The sequence below is a fragment of the Corynebacterium sp. P4-C1 genome (assembly GCF_030503595.1).
GTDB lineage: Bacteria > Actinomycetota > Actinomycetes > Mycobacteriales > Mycobacteriaceae > Corynebacterium.
In genome coordinates this window covers 2203986-2222888 of record NZ_CP129966.1, presented here as the reverse complement: position 1 = coordinate 2222888, position 18903 = coordinate 2203986, and the positions used below count along the sequence as shown (strand labels likewise).

Sequence of the window (18903 nt, the reverse complement as noted above, 5' to 3'; positions counted from 1 at the left end):
CTACGGATAGATCACGGGGATGCCGTCCTGCGTGACGGTAGGCCGGTCCCGATGCCCGTCGCGCACCACCACGACGGTGGTTCCGGGCGGGATGGGCTCGATCTCGGCTTCGGAATCGACGACGTGCGGATGCCGCTTATCGACGTCCACACGTTCCACCTCCCCCACCATCGCAATCCCCACGACGAGCGCTGCCGCGGCCACCGTGGCCCGCGGGCGCGACGCGATGAAGCCTGCGATGACCCAGCCGTAGAACACCGCCACCACTGCCGGACGTGCCTGGACCGTAGTGGCGGGAAGGTGGTCGGCCGAATCCGCGACGGTGCGGATCCACCCGGCGAGCGGCTGGATGATCCACAGCAACGGCGCGGCCAGAAGGTGGTGGAACTGCGCCAGAATCGCAGCGGCCATGCCCAGCACTGTGACGGCCCCGACGACGGGAGCCACGAGCACGTTGGCGATGACGGCGACCAGCGAGACCCTGCCCGCCATGCCCGCGATGATCGGCGCTGTGGCCACATCCGCGGCAACCGCCACCGCGACCGCTTTGCCCACGATGTCGGGCCAACCGAGCGGCGCCAACGCACGGTAGATCAGCGGTGAAATGGCCACGATGCCCGCAGTCGCCGCGGTGGAGAGGGCGAATGCGTAGTTGACCGCGAGGTCGGAGTCCACGAGGATCAGGCCAATCACCGCTAGGCACAGCACATGGATGGGTTCGGCGCGGGCCGAGCAGATGACCGCCGTGAAGCCGACGAGCCCTGAAACTGTCGCCCGCAGCACGCTGGGTTCCGGGCCGACGAGGCCCGCATAGACCAGCAGGGCGGTTCCCGCCGCGAGAAGCTGCCCACGCAGTCCGAGCCGGCATGCCCGCGCGATGAGCAGCGCCGCGGTGGCGACGTACATGCAGTTCGCGCCGCTCACCGCACTCAGGTGGCTCAGGCCGGTGTCGATGTAGGACTGCTGCTCCTCCGCCGACTGCATCGACACATCTCCCAGCACCATTCCCGGAATGAGACCTTGGGCATGCTCGCCCACCGACGCTTCCACCGCTCCGGCGAAACGTTCCCGCACAGCCGCCGCGAAAGCCGCGAAGCCTTCTGGGGGCGCCACCGTTTCCACATCCCCGTTGAAGGTCACGGTCCCGAGGCCGGGGCGTGTCGATTCGGAGGCGGTGCCGTCCACTGTCACGGTGGTGCCGGCGACAATGCCGTCTGGGATATCCTCCGCGAAGACGGGCACGGGGACCGGGTAGCCCTCCACGTTGACGTTGACGATCCAGTTACCGGCCGTGTCGAGCTGCTTCGGGGCACCGCTGACTGTGCCTGTGATGGCGCCGCCGAATTCAGCTGTTTCGGCGAGCGTGCGGCGGGCCCATGCCACGGCGGCGGAGCACGCGCCGATGCCGCCGGAGAGAATCGCCTGGCCGTATTCGCGCAGCAGGGCGCACGCGGCGGCGAACGCCGCTATGGTTCCCACCGCCCACAGCGGGCCGGCGAGAATGACGGCCAAGGCGGCAGCCCACACCGCCGCCGCGGCAGGCACCAGGCGGAGCTCCCCCATCAGAGACTGACCAGATCTTTGATGGCGTCGAATTTGGCGGGGCCGATGCCCTTGACGTCGAGAAGCTGCTCGATGCTGCTGAAGGTGCCGATGGATTCGCGGTGCGCCACGATCGCCGCCGCCGTCGCCTCCCCCACACCCGGAAGTTCAGTGAGTTCCTGCGCGGACGCCGAGTTGAGAGAGATTCCGCTGCTGCCGCCGTCGCTGCTCCCCGCGGGCGCCTCTCCTTGTTTCTGGACGACGATCTGCTGGCCGTCGGCAAGCACTTGAGCAAGGTTGAGGCTGATCAAGTCCGCCTCCGGGAGCGGCTGGGCGTGGTCGAGGGCATCGGCGATGCGCGCACCGTCGTCGAGGGTGACCAGTCCCGGCGCGGCCACGGCACCGACGACTGAGACGACGATTTCGGCGGTCGGGGCTTGGGCTTGGGTGTGCTCCCACTCGGGCTCCGGCGCGGTGTCCCCGCGTATGAGGAACCATCCGGCGACGAGCACGAGTACGGCGCCGACGGCCGCGGCGGCATGTTTCGGCGGGACAGAAATTCGGGGTTCGGGGTAGTCCACCGCCATCAGGTCTTCTTCCCCAGTCGGGCGGGTGAGTTCGGCGAGACGCTGCGATACGTTCATGGCGCTCACGCTACGGCGCGCGGAGCGAGCCCCAAAGAGCTTTGTCCTGGACCTGTGGATAACCGCGTTGACGCGTCACCGAACTGTGGACAGAGCTAGTCCTTCGCCGGCGTGGTGTAGAACACCGATAGCCCGATTGCGCCTTCACCGGTGTGGGCGGCCACTGCGTCGGTGAGCGGGGTGAGGTGGACGGACGAACCGCTGACGAGTGCTTCTTCCAGCAATTCTTTCAGCGTTGCCGCGTTGTCCGCGTCGCCGCTGTACTGCACGGCGGCGGCGACAGGCATGCCGTCGGCGCGGTCGACGACATGGGAGACGAGCTTCGAGAACGCCTTCGACTGCGTGCGGGTCTTGATCGCCAGTTCGAGCTTGCCGTCGTTGACCCGCAGGATGGGCTTCGTGGCCAGCAGCGCGGCGGACAGCATAGCGGTCGTCGCGGAGAGGCGGCCGGACTTGCGCATGTCGTCGAGCTGCCGCAGGTACAGCCAGGTCTCCGACATGGCGAGGGCGGCTTCCGCGGCTGCGGCGCACCCGTCGAGGTCGGCCCCGGCGCGCGCGAAGGACGCCGCGGCAATCGCCGCCGCCCCCACCGCCATGCCTGCGGAGTCGGTGTCAACGACGCGAACAGCATCGTCGAACACGGCCGACGCACTCACCGCCGCAGACCAGGTCGAGGAGAGGCGCTTCGACAGGTGGAGGGCCACGATCCCGTCGTCGCCACCGCGCTCCAACTGTCGGGCGTAGGCAGCAGCGAGCTCGAGCGCCGAGAGCCCGGAGGTGGATGCTTCCTCGTCCTCGAGCACATGCAGGTCGAGGACGGTGATATCCAGTTCTTCTGCCAGTTTCGCCGGAATACCCGACGATGAATCAGTGACGACGCGGACTGCCATCAGCGCGCGGCCCCCTGGTTCCACGCCTCGAGGTACCACTGCGGGTCGTCCCACGAGCCGTCACCGCCGAGACGCGGGCGCGCAGACAGCTGCGAGGTGTTCGTGTTCCCCAGCCCTTTGAGCAGGGGGTATTGCGAGTGCGCAAGCCCCAGCAGGTTCGACGTCAGCGCCGAGATGGTACCGCCGTGCGCGACGAGGAGGATAGTGGCACCGTCCCAGGCGTCGTCAAGCATGAGCTTATCGACGACCGGACGCGCTCTTTCCGCCACATCCAGCCGCGACTCCCCCTCCGGCGGCGCCCACGCCGGATTATGGCGCCAGGCCGCGCGGGCTCCGCTGAACGCGCCGTCTACCTCGTCGTGCGTCATTCCCTGCCACGTGCCCAAGTGGGTTTCACGCAGGCGCGGCTCAAGTTCCACCTCGAGATCCAGCTTCTTTCCGATAATCTCGGCTGTGGTGCGGGCGCGGCTCAGATCGGACGACACGATTTTGGTGATTCCCATGCCCGCGACCCATTCGGCGGCGGCGTGGGCTTGAGTCAGACCGACATCGGAAAGCGGCGTGTCCAACTGTCCCTGCATGCGGCGACCAGCGTTGTACGTGGTCTCGCCGTGCCGCATCATGATCAAACGTCGGCTCATGACTGCCTACAGGTCGTCGTTCGCGGGGCCCTCGCCGGCGAGCGGCAAGTCGTCGATGTCCTCGAGCCCGCGCACATTCGCGCCGTCGGCGAATTGGCCGGGGCGCGCCGGCGGCTCGATTCCCTCGACCTCGATGAGGGGGCAGTCCGCGTAGAGACGGTCCAGTCCGTAGAATTCGCGCTCGGCGTCGCGCTGCACGTGCACGACGAACATGCCGTAATCCAGCAACACCCAGCGGAATTCACGGTTGCCCTCGCGGCGTTTCGGCTCCGCGCCCGCCTTGGTCAACTCGTCCTCGACTTCCTCGACGATGGCAGCCACCTGGCGCTCGTTGTCGGCGGAAACGACGACAAAAATATCAGTGATGGCCATAACGTCTGTGACGTCGATAACGGCAATGTCGCGGCCGAGCTTCTCGTCGGCAGCTTTCGCGGCGACGACGGCCAATTCCCGGGCGGTGTCCGAAGCAGTCAAACGTGCAATCCTTACTCGAGCTGGGTCAGAGCGATCTCAACCTACGCATTGTTCCACGTCGGCGTCAGTCTGGCCAATTGGCGTACATCTCGTTCTTGGCGATGTACTGCACCACCCCGTCTGGCACCAAGTACCACACGGGGCGCCCCTGGGACGCGCGCTCGCGGCAGTCGGTCGAAGAGATCGCCATGGCCGGAATCTTGATCAGGTGGGTGCGTCCGCGCTGCACTTCCGGCAGCATGTCCTCCGCCAGCTCGTACCCCGGCCGCGTGACACCGACGAATTCGGCGAGGTCGAACATCTTCTCCCAGTCGTGCCACGACATGATGGAGGCCAACGCGTCGGCGCCGGTGATGAAGAACAAGTCGTCGTCCGGGTACAGCTCGGCAATGTCCGTGAGGGTGTCCACGGTGTAGGTCGGGCCGCCGCGGTCGATATCGACGCGGGAGACATGGAAGCGCGGGTTGGAGGCGGTGGCGATCACCGTCATCAGGTAACGGTCCTCGGCGTCCGACACACGCCGGTCCGCTTTCTGCCACGGCTCCCCCGTAGGCACGAACACGACCTCTTCGAGGCCGAAGACATCCGCGACTTCGCTCGCGGCGACAAGGTGGCCGTTATGGATCGGGTCGAAGGTGCCACCCATGATCCCGATACGGCGCGGGGACGCGCCCGCGGGCTTGCCCTCGGTAGGGAACGCAGCCGGTGTGTTCGCGCCCGTCATAGCGTGATGGGTGTGCCCGGCTGGTAGTACATGATCAACCGGCCCGAGGGGTAAAGCTTGTGGAACAGCGCCGCCAACCCCGCTATGACCCCGCCTGTGACCAGCAACGGCACGAGCCAATCGACGACAGTCGGTTTCGGCTTGTTCCCGTCTTCTTTCGGCTTGGCCGGTTCTTTCTCTTCCACTTTCCCGTTCGGGTCCGGGTACGGCAGGCCTCGGTCGGGCACGTTCGGATCCACGGGTAGCTCGCTGTCAACCTTGCGGTAGGTGCCGTCGACGAGAACGTAGACCGCATCACCGATAATCACTGCCGGCGGCGCGGACTTAGGAACCTCGACCGGGGTGTCCACTACCTCAATTTGGGCGTGGGCGGCAGGTGTGGCGCAGACGCTACTTGCCACTGCGACTGTTGCAGCCACAACCAATGAAGCGAAACGCATCCCGATCTTCTTTCTCCTAAAAATCACCCTTTTGCTGGGCTTTTGCGGTTTCCGCAGCGCGCGTTTTACGGAAACACACAGACCCCGTTAACCAGCTTCTACCGGTATCGTACCCCATCGACCCATTTACCGAAACGATCGGCGACGACGTTGTCCCACCGCGACGGCCAGACGAAATAGCGTCCGTGGTTACCGCCAGTCGCCTCGGACGCACGGAGGGTGGCCAGCGAGAAGTCGCACACGCCGTCGAGCGGCAGGCAGTAGTTGGCGCGGTTGCGGGTCGCGGCAGCAGTCTTAGAATTCAGCGGCGACCAGCCGACCAGACCGCCCGCACCGCCGCCGGCCACACCGACGGTGGCAGGATCGCCCGGCGCGGTCATCGGGTTGCCCAGGTAGACGGCACCGGCGAGCTGTCCGCGGCGCGCGAGTTCACGCTCAGCGTCCTGCAGGATCATCGCTCCCTGCGAGAATCCGACGACGACGTACTGGGGGCGGCATCCGGTGGCGCGCTGGTAGTCGTCGATCTGGCGGATCACTCCGACGCGGCCAGTGCCCACTGAACCGACGAAGTCGCGGGCCGCCTGTGCTCCCATCTGGAACAGCGGGAGCGCGTAAACGCCCACGAGGTTCAACGTCTGCGCGAGGGTGCGCGGCAGCGCCGGGACGGTGCCGTGATACTCGGGCATGAACGCCGGGTAGTACTCGGGGCCGAGCCCCAGGACCTCGACGTTATTCATCAGGGACTTGCCACTGTGGGTGGCGCGGTAGCGGCTTTCCGAGGTACGCAGGAAGGCGCGGATATGCTCGCCCTCCCAGCCGTTGGACACCCAGGGGCTACTCGCGTAGCTAGTGCGGCCGATGTTGGGCTGCCCGGAGCCGCGGGCGGCGACGACGGCGACAGCCGGGCACGCGCGGGCTTCAGCGCGCTTGGGTGCGGCGGGAACGACGGTGCAGGTGACAGCGAGGACGAAGGCGAGGACGACTGCGAGCGCGCGACGGCGCGAGACAAGGTGGGACACGGCGGGGATGTTCCTCTGTGTGAAGTTTTCAATGACGGGAACATCCTAAACCGAAACTAGTCGCGCGTCTGTCCAGTACCCTCCAAAATCCACTTCGTGCTAGTCAACTCCGGTAGCGCCATGGGGCCGCGGGCGTGGAACTTCTGGGTGGAAATGCCGATCTCGGCTCCCATTCCGTACTGCTCGCCGTCAGTGAAGGCGGTCGAAGCGTTGATCATGACGGCGGCGGCGTCGACCTCCGCGGCGAATTTCTGGCAGGTGTACGCGTTGAGCGACGCAATCGCCTCAGTGTGTCCCGACGTGTACTGCGCGATGTGGGCAATTGCCCCGTCCACCCCGTCGACGATCTGCACGGCGATGTCCATCGAGAGATATTCGTCGGTCCAATCTTCCTCCGTCGCGGCGACCACGTTCTCCGCGCCGAGAGCAGAGAGCTTATCGACGTCCCCGTGCACCGTCACCCCCGCCTCCTGCAGCTCAGTGATGACGCGGAGCTGGTCGCGGGGGTCGAGGGCGCCGTCGATAAGCACTGTTTCGGTCGCGTTGCACACGGAGCAACGGCGCGTCTTTCCGTTGATCGCCATGGCGATTGCTTGGTCGAGGTCCGCATCGGCGTCAATGTAGAAGTGGCAGTTGCCCGTGCCGGTCTCGATAGCGGGCACGGTCGCTCCTGTGACCACCGCCTCGATGAGGCGGGCCGAGCCGCGCGGAATGACAACGTCGACGAGTCCGCGCGCGGTGATGAGGTCCTGGACCGAATCGTGGGACTCGCACGGGAGGAGCTGCACGATCTCGCGCGGCAGGCCATACTTCTCCGCGACGTCCTGGAGGATTTCCACGAGCGCCTCATTCGAGTTCCGCGCCGACTTCGACCCGCGCAGAAGCGCCACGTTGCCCGACTTCAACGCAAGACCGAAGGCGTCGACCGTCACATTCGGACGGGCTTCGTAGACCATGCCCATGACGCCGAGGGGCACGCGGACCTGCTTCATTTGGATGCCGTTGTACATGACTCGGCCGCGCAGGACCTCCCCCACCGGATCCTGCAGCGAGGCGACCTGGCGCAGCCCGCCGGCGATCCCCTCGATCCGGTCGGCATCGAGTGCCAGCCTGTCGATGAGGGAGCCGCTCAACCCGACTGCTTTTCCTTCCTCGATATCGCGCTGGTTCGCGGCGAGAATCTCCTCGGTGCGCGCGACGAGTTCCTCCGCCGCCGCGTGCAACACCGCATCCTTTTCGGCGGTGGGCAACGTCGCCAACCTCGGGGCGACGGCTTTAGCCGCCTGTGCTTTGGCCATTACCTCTTCGCGTTCCAAGTCTCTCGTATCACTCATGATGGCCGATCCTACCGATTAATACCCCTGCTCCACGTCGACTTCGGTGAGCATTTGCTCGCCGCGATTGAACGCATCCCAGTTCTGCAGGGCGAGTCCTCCAATACGCTCCTTACCGAATCGCGGGGTGCTTCCGGTGTGCGGAGTGATCAGGCAGCGATCTGATTCCCACAACGGATGATCGGCGGGCAACGGTTCCGGGTCGGTGACATCCAGAGCTGCCCCCGCGATCGTGCCGTCGTTAAGCGCCGCTACGAGATCATCGGTGACCACCAGCGGACCTCGTCCAACATTGATTAGGACCGAATTCTTCTTCATCTTCGCTAGCACTGACGCATCGACCATGCCGCGCGTCTGCTGCGTCAACGGCGCAATGAGGACAACGACATCCGCACGGCCCCACACCCCGTCCGCGTCATTGATCGGAATGGTCTCATCCGCACCGTCGACGGGGTTGCCGGACCGGTTCACCGCGAGAATCTCTGGTTTGAACGGGGCCAAGAAATCTATCAGTTTCTTGCCGATACCTCCCGCACCGATAATGGCCACCGTCATGTCCTCCACGAGGTAGCGGGATTCTTCCTCGATGACTTTCTTCGCCGTACCATCCGGGGTGACCCGCTCGAACTGGTGCAGCGCCCCAAGGATGAGCGCGAGAGCGGATTCGGCCACTGCATCGTCGTACAGCCCCGCCGCATTCGCCCACCGCACACCTGAGCGCTTGAGAGTCCCCGCCCCGTCGAGAGCGTCGATGCCCGCCCACGCGAACTGGACGAGTTGGACACTGTCCGGCAGGGCTTCCGGGAATTCCTCCGCGCCACCGTGATAAATCAGCACGTCGGGGTTGTCTTCGATGTCCACATGATGGTGGCCGTGGCCTTCCAGCTCGTCGACGGTTAAGGACCACGGCGAGGGCAAGATCGCGAACTTCATGCCTTAAAGCCTAGATGCGTAATTGGACAGGTAGTCCGCGTGCACCACGGAGCGGCGCTGATGCTCGGGCAGCTCGTCGGTGCGCTTGCCCAGCATGCCGGTGAGCTCGGCGGCGTCATAGCCGACCACGCCGCGCCCGATAGCTTGGCCGTCGGGGCCGAGGATCTCCACGATGTCGCCGGCGTGGAAGTCGCCGTCCACGCCAGTGATTCCGACTGCGAGCAGGGAGGTTCCGCCCCGGGTGACAGCATCGACGGCGCCTTGGTCGAGTCTGAGCACGCCCTCGGCATCGGCGGCGTAGAGGACCCAGAATTTCCAGGCGGACAGCTGCGATTCGGGGCGGGTGTGGAAGACGGTGCCCACGCTGGCGTCGCCGAGCGCCTGCTCGATGTTCTCCGAAGAGGTGAGCAGCACGGGCACTCCCCCGCGCGTGGCCAGGCGTGCCGCGGAGACTTTCGAGGCCATGCCGCCGGTGCCGTAGACGCCGCCGTCGCCGGCGACAATTCCTTCGAGGTCCTTGCCGGAGCGCACCTCCCGCACGAAGGTGGCGCCCGGTTCTTTCGGGTTGCGGTCGTACAGGCCGTCCACGTCCGACAGGAGAATGAGGGCATCGGCGGCGGTGAGCGTTGCGACGATCGCCGACAACCGGTCGTTGTCACCGAACCGCATTTCCGACGTGGCCACTGTGTCGTTCTCATTCACGATCGGGACGGCCGCCATCTGGCGCAGCCGGTCGATGGTGCGCTGCGCATTCCGGGCGCGCTCGCGGACACCGGCGTCGGACTGGGTCAACAGGACCTGCCCGATGGTGCGGCCGTAGCGGGCGAAGGACTCGCCCCAGGCCTGGGCCAAGTGAATTTGCCCGACCGACGCGGACGCCTGCTTGGTGGCCAGGTCTTTGGGGCGCACCGTCAGGCCGAGAGGGAGCATGCCAGCCGCGACGGCGCCGGAGGACACGACGATAACGTCGCCCCCGCGGTCAGTGCGGGCCTCAATGGCGTCGACAATGCGGTCGATCTTCTCGCGGGAGACGGCGGAGGAACTGTCGACAAGGGAGCTTGTGCCCAGCTTGACCACAATCTTTTTCGCGCCGGCTATCTCGTTTCTCAGCTCTTCACTCATGCTTATCTATTGTAACGAGCCGATACGATAAATCTATGAAACGAGAGGGCGATTATCCCTGCCAGCGCTCGCGGTCGGCTTCCTGGCGGTCCAGGAGGTCATCGCCGAAGTCGTATTCGTCGATGAGCCCGCGACGCGCCTGGGAAGCGCGCTTGCGCTCCGCCGCCGACATGCGGTTCGTGCCGCCCAGACGGGCATCCTGGCCACGGCCCGCGGCTGTCGGATCGCCGCCGATGGACGGCTCCCAGTCGAAGGAGATCTCACCGATGGTGACCGTGTCGCCCTCCTGCGCTCCAATCTTGCGCAGCTGGTCCTCTACCCCGGCCTTGTTCAGGCGGTCGGACAGGTAGCCCACCGCTTCGTCGTTCTCGAAGTCGGTCTGGCGGATCCACCGTTCGGCCTTCTCACCGGTGACCAGCCAGCCTTCGGGGTACAGCGGATCTCTGACGACCATGATGTCGTCGTTGTGGTCGACTGCCTTCGGCCGGATGACCTGCCCTTTGGCCGCCTCGTGCTTGACCTTCGGCTGGGACTTGCGGGCGGTCTGCACGATCTCCCACAAAGCCCACTTCAGCTCGTCGAGGCCCTCTCGGGTTGCGGTGGAAATCATGTAGATCGGCCACCCGAAGGCCTCGGCGAGGTCGTCATGCAAGAACTCGGCGAGCTCCTTCGCCTCCGGGATATCGAGCTTGTTCAGCACGATGATGCGTGGACGCTGTCGCAGATCACCCAGACCGGAATCGCCGTCTTCGGCCTCGATCAGATCGGCATAGGAATCGAGCTCGGCTTCCAGCGCCTCAATATCGGACTGCGGGTCGCGGCCCGGCTCGAGCGAGGCGGTGTCCACGACGTGGGCGAGGACAGCCGTGCGCTCAATGTGGCGCAGAAAATCCAAGCCGAGACCCTTGCCCTGGCTCGCCCCAGGGATGAGGCCGGGAACGTCGGCGATCGTGAAAGTATCGTGGCCGACCGACACCACACCGAGATTCGGCTGCAGTGTCGTGAACGGGTAGTCCGCGATCTTCGGCTTCGCCGCCGACAGCACGGAGATCAGGGAGGACTTCCCCGCCGAGGGAAAGCCCACCAGGCCGACATCAGCCATGGATTTCAGCTCGAGAATCAGGTCGTGGGCCTCCCCGGGCTCGCCCTTGAGGGCGAAACCGGGGGCCTTCCGCTTCGCGGTCGCCAGCGCCGCGTTGCCGAGACCGCCGTAGCCGCCCTCCGCCGCGATGAACCGGGTCCCCGGCACCACCAGGTCGGCGAGCATGTTGCCGTCCTCGTCGCGGACCACCGTGCCCACCGGCACCGGCAGCACGAGATCCTCCCCGCGCGCACCGTTGCGGTGGTCGCCCTCGCCATTGCCACCGCGCTTCGCCTTGACGTGCGGACGGTACTGGAAATCGAGGAGGGTGTGCACCTGCGTCGACACCTCGAGAATGATGTCTCCGCCGTGCCCGCCATTGCCGCCGTCGGGGCCGCCCAAGGGCTTGAATTTCTCACGGTGCACAGACACACACCCGTGGCCGCCGTCGCCGGCTTGGAGATGGAGCACTGCACGGTCAACAAACTGCGCCACGCGGATGCCTGCCTTTCAGTGTCGGGGAGGTGGTGATCCCTGTGCCAGCGAGTCTACGAGCTGGGACAGGGAGCCGTCGATAAGCGAAAGCGCCGTAAGACCCGGCAAACGGGTCCACGGCGCCTTCAAAGAATGTCGCGTAAACGGCTTACGCGGTGGCGGACTTCTCCTCGACGACAGCGTCGTCGACCAGGCCAGCCTCGTTGGCGGCCTCGAGAACCTCAGAGGAAACGCCCTCTGCGTCAGCCGGGATGATGTTGACGATGCGGCGCTTCTTCTTGATGCCGAACTGGACAGAGCCCGCAGCCAGAGCGAACAGGGTGTCGTCGCCGCCGCGGCCGACGTTGTCGCCCGGGTGGAACTTCGTGCCGCGCTGACGGACGAGGATCTCGCCCGCCTTGACCTGCTGGCCGCCGAAGCGCTTCACGCCGAGGCGCTTGGACTCGGAGTCGCGGCCGTTCGAGGAGCTCGATGCACCTTTCTTGTGTGCCATTGTGGTTGCCTCCTAAGTGGCGTCTCGGTTTACTTGATGCCGGTGATCTTCAGCGTCGTGTTCGGCTGACGGTGGCCCTGGCGGACCTTGTAACCGGTCTTGTTCTTGTACTTCAGGATGTCGATCTTCTTGCCCTTGCCGTGCTCAACGATCTCAGCGGAAACGTTGACCTTGGCGAGGTCCTCGGACTTGGAGGTGACGTTTGCGCCGTCGACGAGGAGAACCGGGGTGAGCGCCACAGAATCGCCAGCTTCACCCTCGATCTTCTCGACCCGGACGAGGTCGCCTTCGGCAACCTTGTACTGCTTGCCGCCGGTCTTGACGATCGCGTACATAGCGGGTTACCCCTTTCTTCAACTCGGACGGCGCCGGCATGCATCGGCACCGAATACCATCTAATACTTCAAGCGTTCCGGGGGTTTACGTGGATATACGTCGCAACCTCGCTCGCATGCGTGTTCAGCGCAAGGGCGCGCCCCAAAACAGCGACTGTCAAAGACTACACCGCGCGCACGGTAAAGACCAAACTGCTCGAACGGGAACATTTTGCGGATCCGCCTCATTACACTGGCGGAAGACATAAGGTTTCACTCGGCGAAAGGAGGTCCAACGATGAACGAGTTCAACGAACCCACGGTTCTTCCACCGTTCGGCGAACTTTTCGCCGACTCCGCCCCCACCGACGATGCCCTGCAGCGTATGCTCGACATTGCGGTCGACCCGTCGATGCCGGATCTCAGCGATTCCCTCGTCCCGGATTCGCAGGATGTCGCGCTCGACGATTTCGACGAGCACGTTTCGCTTGACGACGGCGAGGTGCCCGACCACGGCGATTACGACAACTCCGACAACTCCAACAACAACGACCCGCTTCTCGACGAATCGGAAGACCCCTTCGCCAGCTCCCCCGTGCCCGACACCCCGGTTGACTACGGAGACGATTACTCCGACCAGTTCCCGCAGGACCCGGCCGGCGGTGCGGGGGAGGAGCTGCCCGACGACCCCTTGGCGGATTTCTAGGTGCTTAGTGCCTAGGACATAGGTGAGTGAGGATTGACGTGGACCGCGAACGCGAACTGGAGTTGGTGGCCAAAGCCCAGGCGGGCGACGAGAAGGGCCGGGCGGCGTCCACTGAGAGCGGCGACGGCGGCATCCTCGTCGACCTGGACGGCGACGGTTACGCGGACATGGCGGCCTACGACAACAACGCCGACGGCATCGTCGACCACCTCGAGGTCGACGCCGGCGGCGACGGGTACTACGACCAGGAGCAGGAGATCACAACCGAGAACATCGCACCGGACATGCCGACGACTGACCAGCTCGGCTACGGCGGCGCAAACGCCGGCTACGAGGACAGCTACGGCGACGACGCCCCGACCGACATCGCATAACCACCTACACGGGTGGCCCCGCTCCTGCCGGATCACCGGCGGGAGCGGGGCCGTTTCACGTTGCCGCCGTTAGCGCGACTTCCGCGTTGCGCGACGGCGTCCGCCGGGGCTCTTGCTTATCGACGCCGCCCCCTGCTTCCGCTCCTGCTGCCCCTTCCCGGGCTTGCCAGGCTTGCCGGAATTCCCGGAATTCTGGTCCTGCTTCGGCGCTGCGGAGGTAACGGACTTCCGCGTCGCGCGGCGGCGACGGCGCGTGCCACGCGAAGGCTGGGACGCACGCGAGGATTCTTTCGTTTCCGTCGGTGCGGCGGATTCCGCCTGGGCCAATGCCGCGGCGGCCTCGTTGATCACGTCCCCGGTGGAGACATCCTCGTAGTCCTTCGGGTCCGGACGGTAGTCCGATATGGAGTTGCCGCGGGTCTTGCGCTTGCGGCGCGGCGAACGCTCGAATTCCGCGACCGCCTCCTCATACGTGTCAGTCTGCTCAGACTCGGGTGCTTGACGGGACTCGTTCTGCTGCTCCTGCTGGCGCCCCCGGCCGCGGCCCGAACCGCGCCGGCCACGACGGCGGGAGCTGCGCCTGTTCTGTCCACCGGAACTGTCAGAACTGTGGTCAGAACTGTCATCGGAGGGGGAGTCGGACTCTTCGGACTCTTCGGGGGCGGCGATGACGGCGTCGACAAGCTCCTCTGCGCTCTTCCCGCGCTTGTCCTTCGACTTCGCCGCCGTGCTGTTGCCCTGGTCCTGGGGCGGCTTGCGGGAGCTGGAGTGGGTGTGGGAGTCGGGGTCCACGGGGTCCTCGGTGAGCAAGATGCCCCGGCCGCCGCAGTGTTCGCACGTGGTGGAGAAGGTTTCCACCAGCCCGGTGCCCAGGCGCTTTCGGGTGAGCTGGACCAAGCCGAGCGACGTGACCTCGGAAACCTGGTGGCGGGTGCGGTCGCGGCCGAGGGCCTCCTTGAGACGGCGCAGGACCAGATCCTGGTTCTCGGGGAGGATCATGTCGATGAAGTCGATGATGATCATCCCGCCGATGTCGCGCAGACGCAGCTGGCGGACGATCTCCTCGGCGGCCTCCAGGTTGTTGCTGGTCACCGTCTCCTCGAGGGAACCGCCGGAACCTGTGAACTTGCCGGTATTGACGTCGATGACCGTCATCGCCTCCGTACGGTCGATGACGAGCGTGCCGCCGGACGGCAGCCACACCGTGCGCGACAGGGCTTTCTGGATCTGCTCGTCGACGCGGTACACGTCGAACGCGTCGCGGCCGTCGTGGTCGCGGCGGTCGAATTTCTCCAGGCGGTCCATGAGGTCGGGTGCGACCGACTGGACGTAGTTGTGCACTACATTCCACGATTTCTTGCCGCCGACGACGAGTTTGTCGAAGTCCTCGTTGAAGAGGTCGCGCACGACTTTCACCAGCAGTCGCGGCTCCTCGTAGAGGGTGACGGGCTTGGCGCCCTTGGAGGACTTCTCCTTCTCCGCCTCTTCCTTAATGCTCTCCCACTGGGTGTGCAGGCGGTTGACGTCGGCGGCGATGGCCTCCTCCGGGGCGCCCTCGGCAGCGGTGCGGATGATCGTTCCGCCCTTGCCCGGAACGACGCGGACAAGGATGTCCTTTAGGCGCTTGCGCTCAGGCGCGGGAAGTTTACGGGAAATACCGGCGCTGCGGCCGCCCGGGACGTACACGAGGAATCGGCCCGCCAGGGAAATCTGGGTGGTCAGACGCGCTCCTTTGTGGCCCACCGGATCCTTGGTCACCTGGACGAGCACTTGGTCACCGGACTTCAGCGCCTGCTCGATGCGGCGGGAGCGGCCGCCCAGCCCGGCGGCCTTCCAGTCCACCTCGCCGGCGTAGAGCACACCGTTGCGGCCTTGCCCGATGTCGATGAAGGCGGCCTCCATGCTGGGCAGCACATTCTGCACACGGCCGAGGTAGATGTTGCCGATCATGGACGTGTTGTCGTCCGCGTCGACGAAGTGCTCGACCAGCAGGCCATCCTCGAGAACGCCGACCTGGGTGATGGTGCCGGGGCCGTCGTGACGCTTGCGTTCGCGCACGACCATGGTGCGCTCGACGGACTCGCGGCGGGCGAGGAATTCCGCCTGCGACACGACGCGGGAACGTTTGCGCTCCTCCTCACGGCGCTCGCTGCGGCGGCGACGTTGCGCCTCAAGGCGCGAGGAACCCTTGATCGCCTTCGGCTCCTGAATCGGCTCGTCGACGGTCTCCGCCTCAGCGGAGTCGCTGGATGTCTTCTGTTCGGGAGCCTCGCTTGACGACGCATCCCCCGCCCTCCGCGCCCTCCTCCGCGAGTTCCGGGGAGCCGCCTTGAACACCGGGGTGTAGAGGCCAGCGGCCTCCTCGACCTCTTCAGGCACCGGAGTGATCTCCGGCTCGATATCGGTAAGCAGGTCCGCTTCGACCTTCTCCTCGATCTGATGGATCTCGTTCTCGACGTCCTTGCGGACGCGGTGGCGGATCTTCTCCTCAGCCTCGTCCTGGGACGGGGCTTGGGTTTGGGTCTGTGTTTGGATTTGGTTTGAGGCCGTGCCGGGCTCGTCGGTATCGGACGGCTCAGCTCCGTCAACCGCCCCGTCCGGTTCCTCGCCCGCTCCTTCCGCGGCAGGTTGAGGTTCCGCCTCAAGCGCATCGAGAACCTGCTCGGTCTCCGCCTTGCTCAACGACGACTGCGCAACCTTGACCAGGCCGAGCTCGTTAAGCTTGAGCACCAGCTCTTTCGAGGTCATGCCGAGCGCCTTCGCCAGCGTGAACACACGGACTTTCTCCCCCAGCTGGGAACGGTCAAACTGCGCCATCCCAGTGTTCTTCACGGCTTCCGCCGTCTTTTTGCTTGTTGCCTTGCTGGTCTTCCTCGCGGTCTTCCTGGCGGTCTTGTTGGCGGTTTTCTTAGTTGTCTTCTTCGTCGTCTTCTTGGCGGTCGAACGTGCCCGGCGCTTGCGCGGGGTGGTTGTCTCGTCGCTGTCAGCCACGGAAATCTCCTATTGAATTGCCGCGCACGATGGCGCTCACCGGGCGCTGGTGGAACGTGGGTTCACCGCCGCCGCACAGTGGCGCGCCGCTTCGCAGAAAGCGCGGGAAATATGAAAGCTTCTAAGCCTCCGCACCCACCGTAGAGGGAGGGCCGAATGCTACGGCCCCATTGTTGCACAGCTCGTGCCCGAGGTGGGCGCGGCCCGTGGGCTTAGTTGCCGCGGAGGATCTCTTCGGCGAGAGCCACGATGGACTGGGAGGTGTCCTCGTCGAGCATGGCGCATACGGTGACACCGACGAGCGAACGCACCACCTGGCGGCCCGTCAAGGCGGTGTACTGGGCGGCATCGAGCACAGCCTGAACGGACGCGATCACGCCACGCCAGTGGGCGGTGAGCTCAGAGATGAGTTCGGGACTCTCGTGCTGGACGTCGACGGTCGCAGTGACGAGGCCGGCAACATGCGGGATCTCGCCGCCCGCGACGACGCGGACAACGAGTTCCGCCAGCGCAGTCGGGTCCGCGGGCACGTCGCCGGCAGCGAGTTCGCGGTCCACCAGCTCACGGCGGGCCTGCGCGATACTGTCGAAGCACGTGGCCAGCAACCGCTCGCGGTTGGAGTAGTAGTACCCGATCGACCCAACGGGGACGCCCGCGTGCGCGGCGACGTTCCTGTGGGTCACCCCGCGCAGTCCCTCGCTGTAGAGCAGCTCCGTGGCGGCCTCCAAGATCGCACGGCGCTTCGCCACAGCACGGGACTGTTCAGCGCGTTGAGGCACCGGTGCCACCCCTCTCGACCGCTCTAATTCGCAGAAACTTATGTGTCGAGACAGAATGTATACGCAAGGCTAGGGAAACTCGAACTGGTACAGCTGCTCAAACCCGGAGCGGGGGTAGACCTATTTCTGGAAACCCTTCCCAGCCACCCACGTGCGGGAAACCGCCAGACCCGCAGACGCGCCCGGATCCTCCACGTCAGAAACGCGGTAGAAGTCCATGACCACCTTGTCCTTGGACACACGCGCGATGCCATAGCCGTGGGAATCGAAGTCCACGTGGTTCACCCACGGGTTCGCCGAGTACATCACCCCCTCGACGAGGTGGGTGATGCGGTTGTCCTCCGGGGCGTATGTCTTCGTGTATTTGGTGACGATCTCATCCACGTTCGGTGCCGTGATCGACGCGCAGACCATCTCGCAGCCGATCTCCTGGCCCTTGTGCTGCACCGAGTGGGCCCACTCCGAGTGGATATCGCCGGTGAGAAAGAGGGTGTGGGGTGCGGTGTTGGAGAGGACGTCGAAAAGCCGTGCCCGCTCGGCGCGATAACCGTCCCACTGGTCAGTGTTGACTGCAATGCCCGCGGACTTCGTGAACTCGTTCAGCACATCGTTAGCCGTGCGGTTATCGGAGCTCGTCGGCGGCAAGTGGCCGATCTCCATCGGCGAGACCATTACGGAATTGCCGAGCACGTTCCACGCCGTGGTGGCAGTTTCCACCTCGCCCTTGACCCAGTTGAACTGCTCGGAGCCGAGCATCGTGCGGTCCGTCGCATCCTTGTCGCGGCTAAGTGCCTTGACCTGCTTGTCACGGTAGGAACGCAGGTCCATCATCGTGAGCTTGATCAAGTCGCCGAACTGGTAGCTGCGGTAGATGTGCCCGCCTTCCGAAGGACGCACCGCGCGCACCGGCAACCACTCGAAATACGCCTGCTGCGCCCAGGACTCGCGCTGCTTCCACTCGCCTTCCGCCCCTTCGGTGTGGTTCTCGGCGCCGCCGGCCCACGAGTCGTTGGCGGTCTCGTGGTCGTCCCACACGACCACCCACGGCGCGGCCGCGTGCGCCGCCTGCAGGTGCTTATCCGTGCGGTAACGGCCGTAACGGATGCGGTAATCCTGCAGGGACACGATCTCGTGCGCCGGGTGGTGCGGGCGGGACACACCGCTCTTACCGGCGTACTCCCCGGTCGGGTACTCGTAGATGTAGTCGCCGAGAAAGACCACGAGGTCGATCTCGCCGGCTGCGGCGCGCTCCGCCATGTCACGGTACGCGGTGAAATAGCCGCACTCGTAGTTGGCGCAGGAGGCGACGACGAGCTTGTATTCATCCACCTTCGCCGTGTACGCCGGAGCCGTGTGGGTGGCGCCCACCGGGGAGACCTGGCCGTTCCAGCGGAAACGGTAGAAATAGTCCGTCGCCGGCTTCAGGCCGCGCGGGTCGACTTTCACCGTGTGGTCGCTCGCCGCGCTGGCGCGGTGGGTGCCCTTGCGCACCACAGACGCAAAGTCGCGGTCGGTGGCGATCTCCCACTCGACAGTCGCGTCCGCACCGGCCCCGGAGCCGGGCATAGCTTCCGGGGACACCGTCACGCGGGTCCAGATAATCACGGAGTCCGGCGTCGGATCACCTGAGGCGACACCGTGCATGAAGGCTGCGTATTCAGGGGGCTTCGGAGCCTCCGGCAGGCGTGCCGACGACAACGCCCGCGACGAGGACAGCTGCGCATTCGCCTGGGCGTTACCGGCCACAGCGACACCAGCGGCGGCTGCGGCGGAGCCAGCGAGGAAGCGGCGACGGGGAAGGTTCTTATTTTCAGTCATGCGATAACTCTCGAATGCCCCACTGGGGTGCGCAACCGGAATGTCTCCCCGCCCACAAGTGTTCCGCACGAATTCACGGTGGGTTCACT

At 65.4% G+C, this 18903-nt stretch carries 19 protein-coding genes; 2 read left to right on the top strand and 17 right to left on the bottom strand.

Going from position 1 to position 18903, the window contains the following annotated elements; translation table 11 throughout:
- From QYR03_RS10550 to rplU, 14 genes are all read right to left on the bottom strand, one after another.
- Entirely contained in the window at positions 1–1563 is a 1563-nt protein-coding gene (locus QYR03_RS10550; RefSeq protein ID WP_301712876.1) for a ComEC/Rec2 family competence protein, read from the bottom strand.
- Positions 1563–2186, bottom strand: coding sequence for a helix-hairpin-helix domain-containing protein (locus tag QYR03_RS10545; RefSeq protein ID WP_301712877.1), 624 nt, complete (start codon positions 2184–2186; stop codon positions 1563–1565). The genes QYR03_RS10550 and QYR03_RS10545 overlap by 1 nt, the downstream gene beginning before the upstream one ends.
- 95 nt (positions 2187–2281) lie before the next feature.
- Positions 2282–3076, bottom strand: coding sequence for a DegV family protein (locus QYR03_RS10540; RefSeq protein WP_301712878.1), 795 nt, complete (start codon positions 3074–3076; stop codon positions 2282–2284).
- On the bottom strand, positions 3076–3717 hold the full coding sequence (locus tag QYR03_RS10535; RefSeq protein ID WP_259851197.1) for a histidine phosphatase family protein: 642 nt from the start codon (positions 3715–3717) through the stop codon (positions 3076–3078). The genes QYR03_RS10540 and QYR03_RS10535 overlap by 1 nt, the downstream gene beginning before the upstream one ends.
- A gap of 6 nt (positions 3718–3723) precedes the next feature.
- The gene (rsfS, locus tag QYR03_RS10530; RefSeq protein WP_259851199.1) at positions 3724–4191 is read right to left on the bottom strand and encodes a ribosome silencing factor; all 468 of its coding nucleotides are present in this window, start codon (positions 4189–4191) and stop codon (positions 3724–3726) included.
- Between the two features lie 64 nt (positions 4192–4255).
- Complete coding sequence (nadD, locus tag QYR03_RS10525; RefSeq protein WP_301979046.1) at positions 4256–4837, bottom strand: nicotinate-nucleotide adenylyltransferase; 582 nt, start codon at positions 4835–4837, stop codon at positions 4256–4258.
- Between the two features lie 74 nt (positions 4838–4911).
- Positions 4912–5355 (bottom strand): hypothetical protein, encoded by a 444-nt coding sequence (locus tag QYR03_RS10520; protein ID WP_259851202.1) that lies wholly within the window; start codon positions 5353–5355, stop codon positions 4912–4914.
- A 98-nt stretch (positions 5356–5453) separates the two neighbouring features.
- Positions 5454–6374 carry a hypothetical protein gene (locus QYR03_RS10515; protein ID WP_301712879.1) on the bottom strand — a complete coding sequence of 307 codons (921 nt, stop codon included), beginning with the start codon at positions 6372–6374 and terminating at the stop codon, positions 5454–5456.
- 56 nt (positions 6375–6430) lie between these two features.
- The gene (locus tag QYR03_RS10510) at positions 6431–7708 is read right to left on the bottom strand and encodes a glutamate-5-semialdehyde dehydrogenase (RefSeq protein WP_301712880.1); all 1278 of its coding nucleotides are present in this window, start codon (positions 7706–7708) and stop codon (positions 6431–6433) included.
- Positions 7709–7726: 18 nt separating this feature from the next.
- Positions 7727–8641, bottom strand: a complete 915-nt coding sequence (locus QYR03_RS10505) for a D-isomer specific 2-hydroxyacid dehydrogenase family protein (protein ID WP_301712881.1) — start codon at positions 8639–8641, stop codon at positions 7727–7729.
- Between the two features lie 3 nt (positions 8642–8644).
- Positions 8645–9763, bottom strand: coding sequence for a glutamate 5-kinase (gene proB / locus QYR03_RS10500; RefSeq protein ID WP_259851216.1), 1119 nt, complete (start codon positions 9761–9763; stop codon positions 8645–8647).
- 52 nt (positions 9764–9815) lie between these two features.
- Positions 9816–11339, bottom strand: a complete 1524-nt coding sequence (obgE, locus tag QYR03_RS10495; RefSeq protein WP_259851217.1) for a GTPase ObgE — start codon at positions 11337–11339, stop codon at positions 9816–9818.
- A gap of 148 nt (positions 11340–11487) precedes the next feature.
- Positions 11488–11832, bottom strand: coding sequence for a 50S ribosomal protein L27 (gene rpmA, locus QYR03_RS10490; RefSeq protein ID WP_259851219.1), 345 nt, complete (start codon positions 11830–11832; stop codon positions 11488–11490).
- A 29-nt stretch (positions 11833–11861) separates the two neighbouring features.
- Positions 11862–12167, bottom strand: a complete 306-nt coding sequence (gene rplU, locus QYR03_RS10485) for a 50S ribosomal protein L21 (protein ID WP_259851221.1) — start codon at positions 12165–12167, stop codon at positions 11862–11864.
- A 277-nt stretch (positions 12168–12444) separates the two neighbouring features.
- Here rplU and QYR03_RS10480 point away from each other — a divergent pair, with 277 nt between their 5' ends.
- Positions 12445–12852: a hypothetical protein gene (locus QYR03_RS10480; RefSeq protein ID WP_259851223.1), complete on the top strand. Its 408-nt coding sequence runs from the start codon at positions 12445–12447 to the stop codon at positions 12850–12852.
- 26 nt (positions 12853–12878) lie between these two features.
- A complete protein-coding gene (locus tag QYR03_RS10475; RefSeq protein ID WP_301978635.1) occupies positions 12879–13226 on the top strand; it encodes a hypothetical protein in 348 nt (115 codons plus the stop codon).
- A gap of 69 nt (positions 13227–13295) precedes the next feature.
- On the opposite strand, the gene QYR03_RS10470 is transcribed toward QYR03_RS10475, so the two are convergent.
- The 3 genes from QYR03_RS10470 to QYR03_RS10460 form a co-directional block, all read right to left on the bottom strand.
- Positions 13296–16043 carry a translation initiation factor IF-2 N-terminal domain-containing protein gene (locus tag QYR03_RS10470; protein WP_301712909.1) on the bottom strand — a complete coding sequence of 916 codons (2748 nt, stop codon included), beginning with the start codon at positions 16041–16043 and terminating at the stop codon, positions 13296–13298.
- A 386-nt stretch (positions 16044–16429) separates the two neighbouring features.
- The gene (locus QYR03_RS10465) at positions 16430–16966 is read right to left on the bottom strand and encodes a TetR/AcrR family transcriptional regulator (RefSeq protein ID WP_259851225.1); all 537 of its coding nucleotides are present in this window, start codon (positions 16964–16966) and stop codon (positions 16430–16432) included.
- A gap of 150 nt (positions 16967–17116) precedes the next feature.
- A complete protein-coding gene (locus tag QYR03_RS10460; RefSeq protein ID WP_301712883.1) occupies positions 17117–18814 on the bottom strand; it encodes an alkaline phosphatase in 1698 nt (565 codons plus the stop codon).
- Positions 18815–18903: the final 89 nt, after the last annotated feature.

What these genes read in the sequence shown, in the direction of transcription:
- QYR03_RS10550 (WP_301712876.1), bottom strand. Translation starts at nt 1,563, where the DNA reads ATGGGGGAGCTCCGCCTGGTGCCTGCCGCGGCGGCGGTGTGGGCTGCC.
- QYR03_RS10545 (WP_301712877.1), bottom strand. Translation starts at nt 2,186, where the DNA reads ATGAACGTATCGCAGCGTCTCGCCGAACTCACCCGCCCGACTGGGGAA.
- QYR03_RS10540 (WP_301712878.1), bottom strand. Translation starts at nt 3,076, where the DNA reads ATGGCAGTCCGCGTCGTCACTGATTCATCGTCGGGTATTCCGGCGAAA.
- QYR03_RS10535 (WP_259851197.1), bottom strand. Translation starts at nt 3,717, where the DNA reads ATGAGCCGACGTTTGATCATGATGCGGCACGGCGAGACCACGTACAAC.
- nadD (WP_301979046.1), bottom strand. Translation starts at nt 4,837, where the DNA reads ATGGGTGGCACCTTCGACCCGATCCATAACGGCCACCTTGTCGCCGCG.
- QYR03_RS10520 (WP_259851202.1), bottom strand. Translation starts at nt 5,355, where the DNA reads ATGCGTTTCGCTTCATTGGTTGTGGCTGCAACAGTCGCAGTGGCAAGT.
- QYR03_RS10510 (WP_301712880.1), bottom strand. Translation starts at nt 7,708, where the DNA reads ATGAGTGATACGAGAGACTTGGAACGCGAAGAGGTAATGGCCAAAGCA.
- QYR03_RS10505 (WP_301712881.1), bottom strand. Translation starts at nt 8,641, where the DNA reads ATGAAGTTCGCGATCTTGCCCTCGCCGTGGTCCTTAACCGTCGACGAG.
- proB (WP_259851216.1), bottom strand. Translation starts at nt 9,763, where the DNA reads ATGAGTGAAGAGCTGAGAAACGAGATAGCCGGCGCGAAAAAGATTGTG.
- rpmA (WP_259851219.1), bottom strand. Translation starts at nt 11,832, where the DNA reads ATGGCACACAAGAAAGGTGCATCGAGCTCCTCGAACGGCCGCGACTCC.
- rplU (WP_259851221.1), bottom strand. Translation starts at nt 12,167, where the DNA reads ATGTACGCGATCGTCAAGACCGGCGGCAAGCAGTACAAGGTTGCCGAA.
- QYR03_RS10480 (WP_259851223.1), top strand. Translation starts at nt 12,445, where the DNA reads ATGAACGAGTTCAACGAACCCACGGTTCTTCCACCGTTCGGCGAACTT.
- QYR03_RS10470 (WP_301712909.1), bottom strand. Translation starts at nt 16,043, where the DNA reads ATGGCGCAGTTTGACCGTTCCCAGCTGGGGGAGAAAGTCCGTGTGTTC.
- QYR03_RS10460 (WP_301712883.1), bottom strand. Translation starts at nt 18,814, where the DNA reads ATGACTGAAAATAAGAACCTTCCCCGTCGCCGCTTCCTCGCTGGCTCC.